This window comes from Caballeronia sp. GAFFF1, assembly GCF_023630705.1.
Taxonomy (GTDB): domain Bacteria; phylum Pseudomonadota; class Gammaproteobacteria; order Burkholderiales; family Burkholderiaceae; genus Caballeronia.
The window spans coordinates 32,746-45,731 of sequence record NZ_JALQEM010000025.1; the positions used below are offsets into that span (position 1 = coordinate 32,746).

Below are 12,986 nucleotides of genomic sequence, written 5' to 3' on the forward strand. Positions count from 1 at the left end.
CCAGTACAATACGGCTCCATCGACACTGCGGCCCCGGAGCATCACGTGAACAAATTCCAGCTGGAACAGAACAAGGCGTTCAAACTCGCCAACGACCTCAAGCAAGGCGGGCGCGCACGCGTGGGCGCGGACGACGCGCCGAAAGCCGACCGACGCGAGCAGCGCAAGCTCGATCAGGCGAAGGGGCTCGTCCCGTTCGCGTGCAAGCTCGACGAAAAGCTCGTGAAGCAGCTGAAGGAACGCGCCGAAACGCACGAAGGCGGCATGACCGAAGCGCTCGCCGAACTGCTCGTCGCCGCGGGCCTTTCGCGCTGAGCGCCGCTCAGACGCTCCCTTCTTTCTCGATCACCAGAATGCGCGCCGCCCCGACCGGCTCGGCGTAATGCTCGTCGCCGGCCTGGGCGTGGAAGATATCGCCCGCCTTCAGCGTCAGCGTGCGCTCGCCTTCTGCGTCGCGCACGTGCATCCGCACCAGGCCGTCCATCACGGCGAACACTTCTTCGCCGTCGTTGACGTGCCATTTGTACGGCGCATCCGTCCAGTGCAGACGGCACGACGTGCCGTTCATCACGCAGATATCGAGCGCGCCCCACGCGCGCTCGGCCGTGAACTTGCCGCTTTCGATCACTTTCATGCGATGCCGCCTAGCGAGTGAGTTCGCGCGCTTCGTCGACGTCGGCGTGGCGCGTCGCAGGAATGGCCGCCACCGCGATCAGCGAGAGCACGACGCCGCCCATCACATAGAACGTCGGCGCGAGTTGCGAGCCGGTGACGCGAATGAGCCACGTCACGATGAGTTGCCCGAAGCCGCCGAAGATCATCACCGCGATGTTGTATGCGAGTGAGAGGCCGGTCGAGCGCAGGTGCGCGGGAAACAGCTCGGAGAGCAGCGCGCCGAACGGCCCGTAGTAGCCCGACAGCACGATCGAGAGCGCAGCCTGCACGATCACGAGGCGCATCACGCTCGGCTCCGCCGCGAGCCACGCGAAGAGCGGATAGATGATGACGAGCGTGATCGCGAGCGACCACAGCGTGAGCGCCTTGCGTCCGATACGGTCGGACCACGCGCCCGCCACCGGAGAGAGCACCGTCAACAGCAGATTGCCGACGATCAGCGCCGTGAACGACTGGCCGTACGGCAGCTTGAGTTGCTTGACCGCGAAGGTCGGCAGATACGCGATCAGCACATAGACCGTCACCGTCAGCGCGATCACCGCGCCGAGACCGCACAGCACTTCGCGGCCATGCGTGCGGAAGACCTCGCCCAGCGTCGCGCGGCGCGCGGCCTTCTTCACGTGCATGAACGCTTCCGTGTCCGACATGTTGCGGCGGATATACAGGCCGATTGGCCCGATCACGAGCCCGATGATGAACGGCACACGCCAGCCCCACGACTCCAGCGCTTGCGGCGACAGCCCGCGCGAGATCGCCGCGCCCACGACGGCGCCGAGCAGGAGCGCCGCCGCCTGACTCGCCATCTGGAAGCTGCCGTAGAAACCGCGCTTGGAAAACGGCGCGGCCTCGATCAGAAGCGCGGTGGAACTGCCGAACTCGCCGCCCGCCGAGAAGCCCTGCAACAGCCGCGCGACGACGATCAGAACCGGCGCGCCGATGCCGATGGCCGAGTAAGGCGGCGCAATCGCGAGCAGCAGAATGCCGAGCGTCATCAGCGCGATCACGAGCGTGAGCGCGGGTTTGCGCCCGGCGCGGTCGGCGTACAGCCCGAGCACGATGCCGCCCACGGGCCGCATCACGAAGGCCACGCCGAAGCTGGCCGTGGTGAGGAGAATCGACGAGTAGTCGTTCTCGCTCGGAAAGAAGAGCCGCGCGATCACCACCGTCATAAAGCCGAATACGACGAAGTCGTACCATTCCAGCGCGTTGCCGATCACCGCCGCGCTGACCGCGCGCGCATTCAATGGTCTGTCTGCCATGCGAATCCCTGTAGATTGATCGATCGGCGCCGGGCGTGCGCGGCCGGGATATTTTTTCCTTGGCGAGTGTAAAGACCGCGCGTGGCCTTATCAAGCGACACGCAACGAAGAAAAGCGCGCCGGGCTTCGCAGCCGGGCGCGCTTCGTCGGGGTCGTCGGTTCTAGCTCAGGCCTTCTTCGCGTAGGCGCTGCACCAGCCCTTCGCGGCGACCTGCTTGCCGCCGAACATCGGACACGGCGCGAACGGATCGGACGCCTTGCCCTGATAGAACTGGCAGTTGCCGCAATCCTGGCCCGCTGCGTACTTCGGGAACTTGGCCTTGTCGACCTTGCTCGCGTCCATCTTGTAGCCGAGCGCCTGCGCGGTCGGGTCGCTTTCCTCGACCTTCGGCGCATCGGCGAAAGCGACGCGCGAGCCGAGCGCAAGCGTCGACGCAACGCCTACGCTCGTCATCAGAAATGTGCGACGGGATGTCTTCATGGTGACTCGCTCCATGTTGTATTGGGGGAAAGCGCCGTTCTTACGACGGCGATGCCCGAGCATAACAACACACAAGCGTTTCGATGAGGACAAATGTCGGAGATAAGCGCTAAGGAACGCTCAGCGCAACATGTCGGCGACCCGTTCGCCAATGGCGAGCGACGCTGTCAGCCCCGGCGATTCCATGCCGAACAGGTTCACGAGCCCCGGCACGCCATGCGCCGATTTGCCCTGGATCATGAAATCCGCCGCCGCCTGGCCGGGACCGGAGAGCTTCGGCCGAATGCCGGCGTACGCCGGTTGCAGCGCGCCGTCGGGCAAGCCGGGCCAATACGCGCGAATGGCTGCATAGAAGGAATCGGCGCGGCGCGGATCGACGTCGTAGTTGATCGACGGCACCCATTCCACGTCGGGACCGAACTTCGCCTGCCCGCCCATATCGATTGTCAGATGCACGCCGAGTCCCGCTTCGTTCGGCATCGGATAGATGAGGCGCTCGAAGGGCGCGCGTCCGCTCACGCTGAAGTAATTGCCCTTGGCGAAGTAGAGCGGCGGCACGTGACGGTCGTCGAGGCCGCGAATGCGCCGCGCGATGTCGTTCGCGTGCAGTCCCGCGCTGTTGATCAGATACGACGCCCGGAAACGCGCCGGCGCCTGCCCGCCCGTCTCCACGATAAAGCAGCCTTCGCGCGCCTCGATGCTTGCCAACGGCGTATGAAACACCACGCCTGCGCCGTGATTTTCCGCGTCGCCCTGCAGCGCGAGCATGTATTGATGACTGTCGACAATGCCCGTGCGCGGCGAATACACCGCTTCGACGCATTGCAGTTGCGGCTCCATGTCCCGCGCCTGTGCGCCGCTGATTCGCATGAGCCCTTCTACGCGATTCTCGACGCCCTTCTGCTCGATCGCCGCGAGCTGCGGAATCTGATTGCGCGCCGTGGCCACGAGCAGCTTTCCGCATTGCCGGTGCGGCACGCCATGCGCCTCGCAGAACGCGTACAGCATTTCGCGCCCGCGCACGCACAGTTCCGCCTTGAGCGAGCCGCGCGGATAGTAGATGCCCGCGTGTATCACCTCGCTGTTGCGCGAACTCGTGCCGATGCCGATGGCTTCGCCCGCTTCCAGCACCATCACTTCACGCCCGCGCAACGCAAGCGCCCGCGCGATGGCGAGCCCGACGACGCCCGCCCCGATTACCACGCATTCGATCCGATCCATGTCCTTGCCCGCGCCTTCTCGATGCGACCTATTCTACGTGCGGGATTATTGCGCGTCGCACAATCACGCACGCAGCGAGCAGCGTTTTCCGGTGCAATTCGGAAAAAGGCAAGAATCTGGCCGCCAGACGCTGAAAATAGCGCGGTTCAACGGCGTTTATCGCAAATCGCGAAACCGCAGCTGGCTAGAAGCCCATGAATTTGCGACGCGATTGCCGGTCCAGTTCGATGTCGCGCGCCTCGACGTGGTGCCTGCCGTCGATGCGCGCGTTGCCGAACGCGTTCAACATCGCGCGCCGCATGCCGCGCGGCGACGCCTGCGTGAGCGCATCGAGCGGCGCGTCGCCGAGCGTCTCGGGAAAGCGGCTGCCCCAGGCGTGCGCCTCGCGAATTTCCGCGTAGATAGCCTGCGCGATGCGCCGCGCGCCCTCGCGGTCCGGCGCCGGAATCTCGTAGACGTTCATGCGGTTGAGAAGCGGCTCGGGAATCGCGCGCGCGTCGTTGGCCGTGGCGATCCACACGACATTGCCCGCGTTGATCGGCACCTCGGCGAATTCGTCGATGAAGCTCTGCGCCGTATCGTGTTCCAGCAAAGCGTAGAGCGCGCCGAGCGGATCGTATTGCGCGTCGCCGGTGGCCTTGTCGATTTCATCGACGGTCATCACGGGGTTCGCGTAGCTGCCGTTCACGAGCGCGTCGAAGACCTTGCCCGGCTTCGCATTGCGCCATTGCGACGACGCGCCCGAGAGAATCCAGCCCGCCGTGAGCGAGCTCATCGCGACATAGTGGCAGGACGTGCCGAGCAGCCGCGAAAGCTGCTTCGCAAAGTGCGTCTTGCCGATGCCCGGTTCGCCGAGCAGCAGCATCGGCATGAGTTCGAGGCGGTCGTCGGTTTCGAGGCACAGCGCGATCTGCTTGCGGATATCGTCGAGCGGTTCTTCGAAATTCGGCAGCGATGCCGCGAGATCGTCGATGGAAGGCATGCGGTTGGGCTTCACGCAGAAGCGCAGATTGCCCACCTTCAGCATCTTTTCGTAGGTCGCGCGCAAGGCTTCGCTCGCGCCCTCGGAGAGATCGTTCAGCGCGCCCTCGACATCGTCGAGACTGTAGACCTTGCTGAACGACGCCACTGCCAGTTCTTGTTTGACCACGGCCGTCGTCATGTCGCACCCCGTCTTTTTTCGCTTCGACGAGTTCAGTGTATCGATGAAAGAATCACGCGCAAGCGAGCAGTCGCGGGCGTCTGCTGCCAATTTTGAGAAAGCGGGCACGGACGGCGCACGCGAGTATCATCGTCGCGATGCCGCGGCGGGCGGGTTCGGAACGTGCTCACCAAGCCGCGAGGTTGGAATCGACGGGACGCGGCCTCACATGATCTGTTGATGCGCTGAACCGCGCCCTGTCTGTCTTGTCAGAACGAAGTCGCCGGGCAACACGCGTTCGGCGGCCGCCGCGCCATGTGAGTTGCGCGCGTCGGCTGCCATCCGATTAGCCCGAGCGCCGGAGAAGCTTTCAATGACTAAAACGAATCGCATCGCATTCGCCCGTCTCATCGGATCCGCGCTCGTCTCCTGCGCGTGTCTCGCTGCGAGCCACGGCGTTTTTGCGCAAAGCACGCCGCAACCGGTCAACTGGGAGTTGCAAGTGGTGCGCGACGGCCAGCAGATCGACTCTTTCTCTGCCACCACGAACGTCGGCCAGGCGAAAACCGATACGCATCACAACATCGTGCAGAACCGCGTCGGCTGCGCGGACAAGCCGGCCGGCGACATCGACCTGCAACGCACGCTCACGGTTTCGCCGACACACGCGAGCGCCGACGACATCACGCTCGCCATCGAGGCGCAGGAAACGCTGGAGAGCGACGCATCGCAGACGTCGGCCTCGGGCTGCAAGGTGCCGCCGACACCGCGTCAGGTCGCCGCGTCGCATCCCGGCCTCGTGTTGAAACCGGGCGAATGGGCGCAGTGGCAGATCATCGACAGCAATCCGTCGCTGCTGTACCGGGTGCGCGCGAGCCTGGCTCCGTCCGCGCCGGCGCAGTGACATAGCCCACGCCCGCGCCATCACGCACACAAAAACGAACGCATGCGAAATCCAGAACATCTTCCGCCAGCACCGTCCGCGAATGCGGTCACGCCGGATTTCACGGCGGTGAGCTGGAATCTGCACAAGGGTCGCTCGCCGCTCGGCCTGCGCGCATGGAACGCAATGCAGCGCTGGGTGCAGACCACCAACGCGGACGTCTACTTTCTTCAGGAAGCCATGGCGCGGCGGCTGCCGCAGCCGGTGCTCGCAAGCGGCTTCGGCAAGCCGCTTTCCGCGCCGCTCGACGATGTCTGGCATTGCCAGGCCACCGAAATCGCCACCGCGCTCGAACTGCAGATCGCGCTCGGGCCGAACGTCTTCAAGCCGTCGTGGCGGCACGGCAACGCGATCCTTTCGCCGCATCCGCTGGATCTGTCCGGACGCTGGGACATCTCGGCGCATCGGTTCGAGAAGCGCGGGCTGCTCGTCGCGCGCGCGACCTTCGCGGGTCATGCAATCACGCTCTTGTGCGCGCACCTCGCGCTCACGCGCGCCGCGCGGCTGCGTCAGATGAACTGGATCGCGCACTGGATCGCGAAGGAAGCGCCCGAAGGCCCGCTCGTGCTGGCGGGCGACTTCAACGACTGGCGCAACGATTCGGTGCCGCTTTTCGGCGAACTCGGCATGAATGAAGTGGCGACGATGCTCGGTGAATCGGGGCGCACGTTTCCGGCGTTCTCGCCGGCGCTCGCGCTCGACAAGATGTTCGTGCGCGGTCTGAAGCCGGTCCAGTGGATTGTGCCGACGCAGGATACCGCTTGGCTGTCGGATCACTTGCCTTATATGGCAAAGCTGCGCATAGCGGATTGAAACGGCCGCTCAAGGACGCAACTCAGGGGCGCGTGAGCAGCGCCTCGAGGTCGTTGATGGAAACCGGCTTGGTCAGATGATGATCGAAGCCGGCGTCGAGCGCGGTCTGCCGGTCCTCCGCGCTGCCGTAGCCGGTGAGCGCGAGCAGAAGCGCGTCGCGGGTCGCATCGCGTTTGCGCATCTCGCGCGCCACGTCGAGCCCGTTCATGCCCGGCAAGCCGATATCCAGCACCACGACGTCCGGCCGGAAGTCGTCGATGGAGTCGAGCGCGCACACGCCGTCGGACTCGGTGCGCACTTGGTGGCCGAGCGCCTCCAGCAGCATCGACAGGGCGAAAGCCGCATCGGCGCTGTCATCGACGAGGAGGATACGGCGGCCCAGCGCGCCGTGATTCGTTTCGGCGTTGAAAGTCATGCGCAGTTTTCGCATCTTAATGAGATAGTCGGCCGACTGTAGCACATGCGGCACGGTCGGACAGAAGAGACCGCAATGCCGCCGCGCGACGGCTCTGCTATCGTGATTCTTTCGGCTGCACCCGCACTGCCATGTTCGATCTCTTCGACGACATTCCCAAGCCCGATATCGCGTGGCATCCGGACTGGATCGACGCGGACGCCGGCTCCGACCTGATGGCCGCGCTGATCGACGAAGTGCGCTGGCAGCAGGACACCATGAACACGCCGGGCGGCCGCGTGCCGCTGCCGCGCCTCACCGCGTGGCAAGGCGAGCCCGACGCGGTCTACGTCTATTCGGGCATCCGCAACGTGCCGCAGCCGTGGACGCCCGCCGTCGCTCAGTTACGCGACGCCGCGCAAGCCACGTGCGGTGCGCGCTTCAACAGCGTGCTCATCAACCGATACCGCGGCGGGCAGGACAGCATGGGCTGGCACGCCGACAAGGAGCGCGAGCTCGGCCCGGAGCCGGTAATCGCATCGGTGAGTCTGGGCGCGACGCGCACATTCGAATTCCGCCACGCCCGCACGCACGCCACGCATGCGCTTTCGCTCACGCACGGCAGCCTCCTCGTCATGCGCGGACGCACGCAGCAGGAATGGGTGCATCGCCTGCCGAAAGAGCCGGGCGCGCGCGGCGAGCGCATCAATCTCACGTTTCGCTGGGTGGACGCGTCGAAAGCCCGCAAGTGAGCCGCGCAGACGGCACGATCAAGGCCGCCGCGCGATGAAGTCGATCTCCACGAGCGCATCGCGCGCGAGCCCCGTCACGCCGACACAGGTGCGCGCCGGCAACGGCTTCGGCTGGAAGTACGATCGGTAGACGGCGTTCATCGCGTCGTAGTCGCGTTTGAACTCCGTCAGGAAGATGCGCGCGCTCACGACGTGATCGAGCGTCAGGCCGAGGCCGGTCAAAACGAGAATCAGGTTGTTCATCACGCGCCGCGTTTGTGCCGCGACGCCTTCGGGCAGCGGCGCGCTGTCGTCGTCGGGATCGGTCGGCATCTGGCCGGTGAGAAACACCCAGCCGTCGGCTTCGGCCGCGTGCGAGAACGGGCCGACGGGCGTCGGCGCGCCGTCGATCATCGAGAATTTGGGTGGATGGCTCATGGCGTGGTATCGAGTGCAGGGTCCGCTACGTTAGCGCGTCAAAATTGACGCGGCTTGCAGGAAGGACTGCCGACGCGCCGCAAACAAGAACGCGGCGAACCCTTCGGCCCGCCGCGTCATCCCGTAGCGTCATCCATTACCAGCCGTGGCGATCGTGCCAGCGCTCTTCGCGCCGCTCGCGCCGCCATTCGTGCTCGCGCCATTCGCGCCGCTCACGCCATGCGCGCTCGCGCCAGCGGTCGCCGCCATCGCCATAGCCGTATCCGTACGCGACGGGCACCGCCGGCTGCACGTACACCGGCTGCGCCGGCGCGTAGTAAGGCACCCCGTAGGCCGGCACGCCGATGCCCACTGCGACGTCGACGTGTGCGGACGCCGATGCCGACGCGGCCAGCGCCGCCATGCCTGCGAGCCCGATAACCGTACCAAGAAGTTTCTTTTTCATTTCGCTTTCCTCCCTGCACCGAGTGCCGTGTGAGTCAGATGCAGTCTAGAGAGCGACGCCTGACACAGGTGCAACAGCGATGCCAGAAAGGTAACGCGAAGTAACGGCATGGAGCGCTAGCGCACGCGCTTGCCAGTCTCGTCGATGATTACTTCGCCGTCTTCCTTCGCGAACGGTCCCTTCTGCGGCGAAGGCAGCAGGTCGATCACGAGTTCCGACGGCCGGCACAGCCGCGCGCCGAGCGGCGTATCGACGAACGGCCGGTTGATGAGAATCGGATGCGCGAGCATCGCGTCGATGAGTTGATCGTCGCTGAGCAACGGATCGTCGAGCCCGAGTTCCGCGTAGGGCGTGCCCTTTTCGCGCAGCGCCTCGCGCACGCTGAGGCCCGAACGGGCGATCAGCGCGACGAGCGTCTCGCGGCTCGGCGGCGCCGTCAGATATTCGACGACGTTCGGCTCGATGCCCGCGTTGCGGATCAGCGCAAGCGTATTGCGCGAGGTGCCGCACTTCGGGTTGTGATAGATGGTGACGGTCATGGCGCGCTCCGTGTGACTGTGGATGCTCGCATTCTAGGGCCGCAGTCGCGGCGCGTACACGGAGCATGTCGTGCGCGTCTGCGTCGCGTCATGTCGCCGACCGGATCGCGAGCGTATAAGCGAATCTGCTGTTCATTGGAAAAACGCGGCCTATAACTTGAATTGCGTGCGGCGCGCAGGTTGCTGAACGCGATGCAGCGACATGACACCGTGCCGCGAGTCATTGCGCCAGCGCCGGCACCGCGCGATACCGATGCGCGGCCCGCGCGCCAGCGTGTCACTATCAAGGAGCACAACATGAAATCACGTCTCGTCATGGCGGCCGTCGCCGCCTCGTTGCTTGCTACCGCGGGCGTTGCCTCGGCGCAGCAAAGCTACTATCGGACCGCACAGGTGCCGGGCCAGGCCACGCCCGACACGTGGACGCAGTCCGCCGACACCCAAAGCCAGACCGGCGACATGTCCTACGGCGGCGTTTCCTCCACGCGCAGCGATACCGGCTCGGCCACCATGCGCCGCGACGCGATCTCGAAGCCGTGCACGCGTGGCCCGCAGTGCGACATCTTCTTCGGCAACTGACAAACGCTTGCGCTTGCATCGGTGCATCGGTGCATCGAGGGCGCGTCTTTTCGTCCACGCGGACGCGCCCCTTCTCACTCTCCCAGCGAAGACCGCCCTCATGCTCCGCGACGCGTTCCTCGCCCAGCTTTCCGCCGAAGGCTTTCACGAAGTCGTGACGGTCACGCGCGAACCGGACGTCTCGCTCGACCTTCACGCACATCCGTTCGAAGCGAAGGCGCTCATCGTCGAAGGAGAAATCACCTTGTGCGTCGGCGGCGAGGCGCGGCTGTATCGCGCGGGCGATGTCTTTCATCTGCCGGCGAACGTCGAGCATTCCGAACAATACGGGCCGCAAGGCGTGAGCTATCTCGTCGGTCGCAAATAGCGCCAAGCCGCGCGGCGCACGCTCGTGCCGCTTCGATGCCGGTTCGCGAAGGGTTCGCTACACTCGTGTCATTCAGCGATCTTGCATGCGACCGGAGAGGCCCGATGGCGGCGACGAAGAAGACGGAGAACGCGGCACGCATTCGTGTCGGTATCGGCGGATGGGACTTCGAGCCGTGGCGCGGCACGTTCTATCCCGAAGGTCTCACGCACAAGCGCGAGCTCGAATACGCGAGCCGCGCGCTCACGAGCATCGAGATCAACGGCACGTTCTACCGTTTGCAGAAGCCCGACACGTTCGCCAAGTGGCGCGACGAAACGCCCGACGACTTCGTGTTTTCGCTGAAGGCGCCGCGCTATGCCACGAATCGCCGCGTGCTGGCCGAGGCGGGCGATTCCATCGAACGCTTCTTCGCGAGCGGCGTGCTCGAACTGCAGGACAAGCTCGGCGCGATCAACTGGCAGTTCGCGCCCACCAAGCACTTCGATCCTGAGGACTTCGAGAGCTTTCTGAAGCTGTTGCCGGCCACCGTCGAAGGCCGGGCGATTCGTCATGCCGTGGAAGTGCGGCACGAGAGTTTCGCCGATGCCGCTTTCGTCGCGCTGCTCAGGAAGTACGGTATTGCCGTGGTGGTGGCGGGCGATTCGACGTATCCGCAGATAGCGGATATCACGGCGCCGTTCGTCTACGCGCGCATCATGGGCACGACCGAGAAGCAAAAGCTCGGCTACTCGAAGGCGGCGCTCGATCGCTGGGCCGCGCGCGCGACGCAATGGGCGGCGGGCGGTGCGCCGGAGGACTTGCAGATGGTCGGCAAGGCGCCGTCGAAGGCGTCGGCGCGCGATGTTTATCTCTACGTCATCAGCGGGCATAAGGCCGCTAATCCTGCCGCCGCAATGGCGCTCATCGAGCGGTTGAAGCGGGCGGCGTAGCTCAAGCGGGCGGGGGCGCATTCACGGCGCATTCACGGCGCATGAAACGAGGCGTCGCGGCATGGCGATTCCGTCGTTGCGCACCTGCGTTGCGCGGGCGATCAGGCGCGCCCGCCTGACGCCGGACGACCCTCGCTTTCGCCGACGCCCGGCAACACCGCTGCCGACCTGACACGTTCCAGCGGCACGATGCGCAACTCGGGCGGACACTCGCGCCAAAGCGCCCTTACTTCGCTCCCTGCCCGATCTCGTGGTTCGCCAGAAGCTCGAGCGCCCGCACCATCCCAGAGTGATCCCACGCCTTGCCGCCGTGCGCCGCGCACGCGTTGAAGAGCGCCTGGCACGTCGCCGTGTTCGGCAGCGAGACGCCGAGCGATTGCGCCGTCGAGAGCGCCAGATTCAAATCCTTCTGATGCAGTTCGATCCGAAAGCCCGGATTGAACGTGCGTTTGGTCATCCGCTCGCCGTGGACTTCGAGAATCCGCGACGAGGCGAAACCGCCCATCAACGCCGTGCGAACCTTCTCCGCATCGACGCCGGCTTTCGACGCGAGCAGGAGCGCCTCGCCGACCGCCTCGATGGTCGCCGCGACGATCACCTGGTTCGCGACCTTGCAGACCTGTCCGGCTCCGACATCACCGATCAGCGAGACGTTCTTGCCCATCATGTCGAAGAGCGGCTTGACCTTGTCGAACGTGGCCTGCGCGCCGCCGACCATGATCGTGAGCGATGCCGCTTTCGCGCCGACTTCGCCGCCGGACACGGGCGCATCCAGATAATCCGCGCCGCGCTCGCGAACTTTCGCGGCGAACTCGCGCGTCGCGATCGGCGAGATCGAGCTCATGTCCACGACGATCTGACCGGCACGCAGCGACCCCGCGACGCCGTTCTCGCCGAAGAGCACGCGCTCCACATCGGGCGTGTCCGGCACCATGAGGAACACGATGTCGGCATTCTGCGCGACTTCCCCCGGGCTGTTGCACGCGGTGGCGCCAGCCTGCGTCAGCTCGGCCGGCACGCCGCTGCGCGTGAACGCGGCCAGCTCCACGCCGTTCTTGACGAGATTCGCCGCCATGGGATGCCCCATGATGCCGAGACCGATAAAGCCTGCTTTCGTCGTCATGAATCTGCTCCTTGTATTCGGGTTCCGGTCGGGCGCGCGTGCTGCTCGCGCCCTATTCTGCGATGAAGTGTTTCTTCACGGCCTGCGCCGCGTTTCTGAGCATGCCGAGATCGGCGCACACTGCGACGAGCGTACAGCCCATCGACAGATAACGCTCGGCGTCCTGCTGCACGGGCGCGAGAATGCCGCTCGCCTTGCCGGCCGCGTGCGCCCGCTCGAAGACGTGCGCGATGGCCGCCTGCACGTCCGGATGGTTCGCGTTGCCGAGCTGACCGTACGCGGCAGCAAGATCCGACGGACCGACGAAAAGCGCATCGACGCCGTCTACGGCCGCGATCTCGTCGATGGCATCGACGGCTGCGCGGCTCTCGATCTGCACGGCGACGCTGATATTGTCGTTCGCCATTTTGAAGTAATCCGCGACCGTGCCGTAGCGGTTCCCGCGATGTCCGACCGAGACGCCGCGAATCCCCTCGGGCGGATAGCGCGTCGCGGCGACCGCGCGCGCGGCGTCGGCGGCGCTGTCGACGAACGGAATCAGGAAATTGACGAAGCCGGCGTCGAGCAGCCGCTTGATCCCCACGGGCTCATTCGCGGGCGGCCGCACGACCGGCGCGCTCACGCTGTCCTTGAGCGACATCAGTTGCGGAATGAGCGTGAGCGTGTCGTTGGGCGCGTGCTCGGCATCGAGCAGCATCCAGTCGAAGCCGACGACGCCGAGCAGTTCCGTGACGATCGGACTTGCCAGCGACGCCCAGCAGCCGATGAGCTTCTCGCGGGCGCGCAGAGAAGTCCTGAAGGCGTTGGGCAACGGTTGGTACGGGGTCGACGACGGCATGGTGCCTCCTTGAGGTGGCTGCGCGCTTCCGGATGTTGGCGTCCGGGATATGGTTGTCTGACGTCTT

At 65.4% G+C, this 12,986-nt stretch carries 17 protein-coding genes and 1 pseudogene; 7 read left to right on the forward strand and 11 right to left on the reverse strand.

The annotated features are described in order from the left end of the window. Positions 1 to 45 precede the first annotated feature (45 nt). A complete protein-coding gene (locus NCR37_RS12635; protein ID WP_250473275.1) occupies positions 46 to 315 on the forward strand; it encodes a hypothetical protein in 270 nt (89 codons plus the stop codon). 7 nt (positions 316 to 322) lie between these two features. Here the strand turns inward: NCR37_RS12635 and NCR37_RS12640 are convergent, their stop codons facing one another. From NCR37_RS12640 to NCR37_RS12660, 5 genes are all read right to left on the reverse strand, one after another. Next, positions 323 to 634 (reverse strand): cupin domain-containing protein, encoded by a 312-nt coding sequence (locus tag NCR37_RS12640; RefSeq protein ID WP_250473276.1) that lies wholly within the window; start codon positions 632 to 634, stop codon positions 323 to 325. Positions 635 to 644: 10 nt separating this feature from the next. Further along, complete coding sequence (locus NCR37_RS12645; RefSeq protein WP_250473277.1) at positions 645 to 1,934, reverse strand: MFS transporter; 1,290 nt, start codon at positions 1,932 to 1,934, stop codon at positions 645 to 647. Between the two features lie 166 nt (positions 1,935 to 2,100). Then, a complete protein-coding gene (locus NCR37_RS12650; RefSeq protein ID WP_248320668.1) occupies positions 2,101 to 2,415 on the reverse strand; it encodes a high-potential iron-sulfur protein in 315 nt (104 codons plus the stop codon). Between the two features lie 120 nt (positions 2,416 to 2,535). After that, positions 2,536 to 3,636, reverse strand: coding sequence for an NAD(P)/FAD-dependent oxidoreductase (locus tag NCR37_RS12655; protein ID WP_250473278.1), 1,101 nt, complete (start codon positions 3,634 to 3,636; stop codon positions 2,536 to 2,538). Between the two features lie 184 nt (positions 3,637 to 3,820). Next, on the reverse strand, positions 3,821 to 4,798 hold the full coding sequence (locus tag NCR37_RS12660; RefSeq protein WP_250473279.1) for an AAA family ATPase: 978 nt from the start codon (positions 4,796 to 4,798) through the stop codon (positions 3,821 to 3,823). A gap of 352 nt (positions 4,799 to 5,150) precedes the next feature. On the opposite strand from NCR37_RS12660, the gene NCR37_RS12665 reads away from it, so the two are divergent. Both NCR37_RS12665 and NCR37_RS12670 read left to right on the forward strand, forming a co-directional pair. Further along, positions 5,151 to 5,681: a hypothetical protein gene (locus tag NCR37_RS12665; RefSeq protein WP_250473280.1), complete on the forward strand. Its 531-nt coding sequence runs from the start codon at positions 5,151 to 5,153 to the stop codon at positions 5,679 to 5,681. Positions 5,682 to 5,723: 42 nt separating this feature from the next. Further along, positions 5,724 to 6,533, forward strand: coding sequence for an endonuclease/exonuclease/phosphatase family protein (locus NCR37_RS12670; RefSeq protein WP_206467178.1), 810 nt, complete (start codon positions 5,724 to 5,726; stop codon positions 6,531 to 6,533). A gap of 22 nt (positions 6,534 to 6,555) precedes the next feature. Here NCR37_RS12670 and NCR37_RS12675 read toward each other — a convergent pair whose 3' ends face one another. Next, positions 6,556 to 6,948 (reverse strand): response regulator, encoded by a 393-nt coding sequence (locus tag NCR37_RS12675; RefSeq protein WP_250473281.1) that lies wholly within the window; start codon positions 6,946 to 6,948, stop codon positions 6,556 to 6,558. Between the two features lie 131 nt (positions 6,949 to 7,079). On the opposite strand from NCR37_RS12675, the gene NCR37_RS12680 reads away from it, so the two are divergent. Continuing rightward, positions 7,080 to 7,679, forward strand: coding sequence for an alpha-ketoglutarate-dependent dioxygenase AlkB family protein (locus NCR37_RS12680; RefSeq protein WP_250473282.1), 600 nt, complete (start codon positions 7,080 to 7,082; stop codon positions 7,677 to 7,679). Positions 7,680 to 7,697: 18 nt separating this feature from the next. On the opposite strand, the gene NCR37_RS12685 is transcribed toward NCR37_RS12680, so the two are convergent. The 3 genes from NCR37_RS12685 to arsC all read right to left on the reverse strand — a co-directional run bounded on the left by NCR37_RS12685 (position 7,698) and on the right by arsC (position 9,080). Further along, positions 7,698 to 8,096: a RidA family protein gene (locus tag NCR37_RS12685; RefSeq protein WP_250473283.1), complete on the reverse strand. Its 399-nt coding sequence runs from the start codon at positions 8,094 to 8,096 to the stop codon at positions 7,698 to 7,700. Positions 8,097 to 8,232: 136 nt separating this feature from the next. Continuing rightward, a complete protein-coding gene (locus NCR37_RS12690) occupies positions 8,233 to 8,541 on the reverse strand; it encodes a hypothetical protein (RefSeq protein WP_250473284.1) in 309 nt (102 codons plus the stop codon). Between the two features lie 116 nt (positions 8,542 to 8,657). Beyond that, on the reverse strand, positions 8,658 to 9,080 hold the full coding sequence (gene arsC, locus NCR37_RS12695; RefSeq protein WP_175938337.1) for an arsenate reductase (glutaredoxin): 423 nt from the start codon (positions 9,078 to 9,080) through the stop codon (positions 8,658 to 8,660). A 297-nt stretch (positions 9,081 to 9,377) separates the two neighbouring features. Here arsC and NCR37_RS12700 point away from each other — a divergent pair, with 297 nt between their 5' ends. The 3 genes from NCR37_RS12700 (at position 9,378) to NCR37_RS12710 (ending at position 10,958) form a co-directional block, all read left to right on the forward strand. Continuing rightward, positions 9,378 to 9,659: a hypothetical protein gene (locus NCR37_RS12700; RefSeq protein ID WP_250473285.1), complete on the forward strand. Its 282-nt coding sequence runs from the start codon at positions 9,378 to 9,380 to the stop codon at positions 9,657 to 9,659. 100 nt (positions 9,660 to 9,759) lie between these two features. Beyond that, complete coding sequence (locus NCR37_RS12705; protein ID WP_250473286.1) at positions 9,760 to 10,026, forward strand: cupin domain-containing protein; 267 nt, start codon at positions 9,760 to 9,762, stop codon at positions 10,024 to 10,026. A gap of 104 nt (positions 10,027 to 10,130) precedes the next feature. Continuing rightward, positions 10,131 to 10,958 (forward strand): DUF72 domain-containing protein, encoded by an 828-nt coding sequence (locus tag NCR37_RS12710; RefSeq protein ID WP_250473287.1) that lies wholly within the window; start codon positions 10,131 to 10,133, stop codon positions 10,956 to 10,958. Between the two features lie 226 nt (positions 10,959 to 11,184). On the opposite strand, the pseudogene NCR37_RS12715 reads toward NCR37_RS12710, so the two are convergent. Both NCR37_RS12715 and garL read right to left on the reverse strand, forming a co-directional pair. Beyond that, a pseudogene (locus NCR37_RS12715) lies at positions 11,185 to 12,117 on the reverse strand (2-hydroxy-3-oxopropionate reductase); the annotation flags it as partial. 16 nt (positions 12,118 to 12,133) lie between these two features. Beyond that, entirely contained in the window at positions 12,134 to 12,919 is a 786-nt protein-coding gene (gene garL, locus NCR37_RS12720; RefSeq protein ID WP_206467188.1) for a 2-dehydro-3-deoxyglucarate aldolase, read from the reverse strand. Between the last annotated feature and the right edge of the window lie 67 nt (positions 12,920 to 12,986).

Coding starts and splice junctions, on each gene's coding strand:
- NCR37_RS12645 (WP_250473277.1), bottom strand. CDS start 1,934: ATGGCAGACAGACCATTGAATGCGCGCGCGGTCAGCGCGGCGGTGATC.
- NCR37_RS12655 (WP_250473278.1), bottom strand. CDS start 3,636: ATGGATCGGATCGAATGCGTGGTAATCGGGGCGGGCGTCGTCGGGCTC.
- NCR37_RS12670 (WP_206467178.1), top strand. CDS start 5,724: ATGCGAAATCCAGAACATCTTCCGCCAGCACCGTCCGCGAATGCGGTC.
- NCR37_RS12660 (WP_250473279.1), bottom strand. CDS start 4,798: ATGACGACGGCCGTGGTCAAACAAGAACTGGCAGTGGCGTCGTTCAGC.
- NCR37_RS12650 (WP_248320668.1), bottom strand. CDS start 2,415: ATGAAGACATCCCGTCGCACATTTCTGATGACGAGCGTAGGCGTTGCG.
- NCR37_RS12705 (WP_250473286.1), top strand. CDS start 9,760: ATGCTCCGCGACGCGTTCCTCGCCCAGCTTTCCGCCGAAGGCTTTCAC.
- NCR37_RS12710 (WP_250473287.1), top strand. CDS start 10,131: ATGGCGGCGACGAAGAAGACGGAGAACGCGGCACGCATTCGTGTCGGT.
- NCR37_RS12685 (WP_250473283.1), bottom strand. CDS start 8,096: ATGAGCCATCCACCCAAATTCTCGATGATCGACGGCGCGCCGACGCCC.
- NCR37_RS12690 (WP_250473284.1), bottom strand. CDS start 8,541: ATGAAAAAGAAACTTCTTGGTACGGTTATCGGGCTCGCAGGCATGGCG.
- NCR37_RS12700 (WP_250473285.1), top strand. CDS start 9,378: ATGAAATCACGTCTCGTCATGGCGGCCGTCGCCGCCTCGTTGCTTGCT.
- NCR37_RS12640 (WP_250473276.1), bottom strand. CDS start 634: ATGAAAGTGATCGAAAGCGGCAAGTTCACGGCCGAGCGCGCGTGGGGC.
- NCR37_RS12680 (WP_250473282.1), top strand. CDS start 7,080: ATGTTCGATCTCTTCGACGACATTCCCAAGCCCGATATCGCGTGGCAT.
- NCR37_RS12675 (WP_250473281.1), bottom strand. CDS start 6,948: ATGACTTTCAACGCCGAAACGAATCACGGCGCGCTGGGCCGCCGTATC.
- garL (WP_206467188.1), bottom strand. CDS start 12,919: ATGCCGTCGTCGACCCCGTACCAACCGTTGCCCAACGCCTTCAGGACT.
- NCR37_RS12665 (WP_250473280.1), top strand. CDS start 5,151: ATGACTAAAACGAATCGCATCGCATTCGCCCGTCTCATCGGATCCGCG.
- arsC (WP_175938337.1), bottom strand. CDS start 9,080: ATGACCGTCACCATCTATCACAACCCGAAGTGCGGCACCTCGCGCAAT.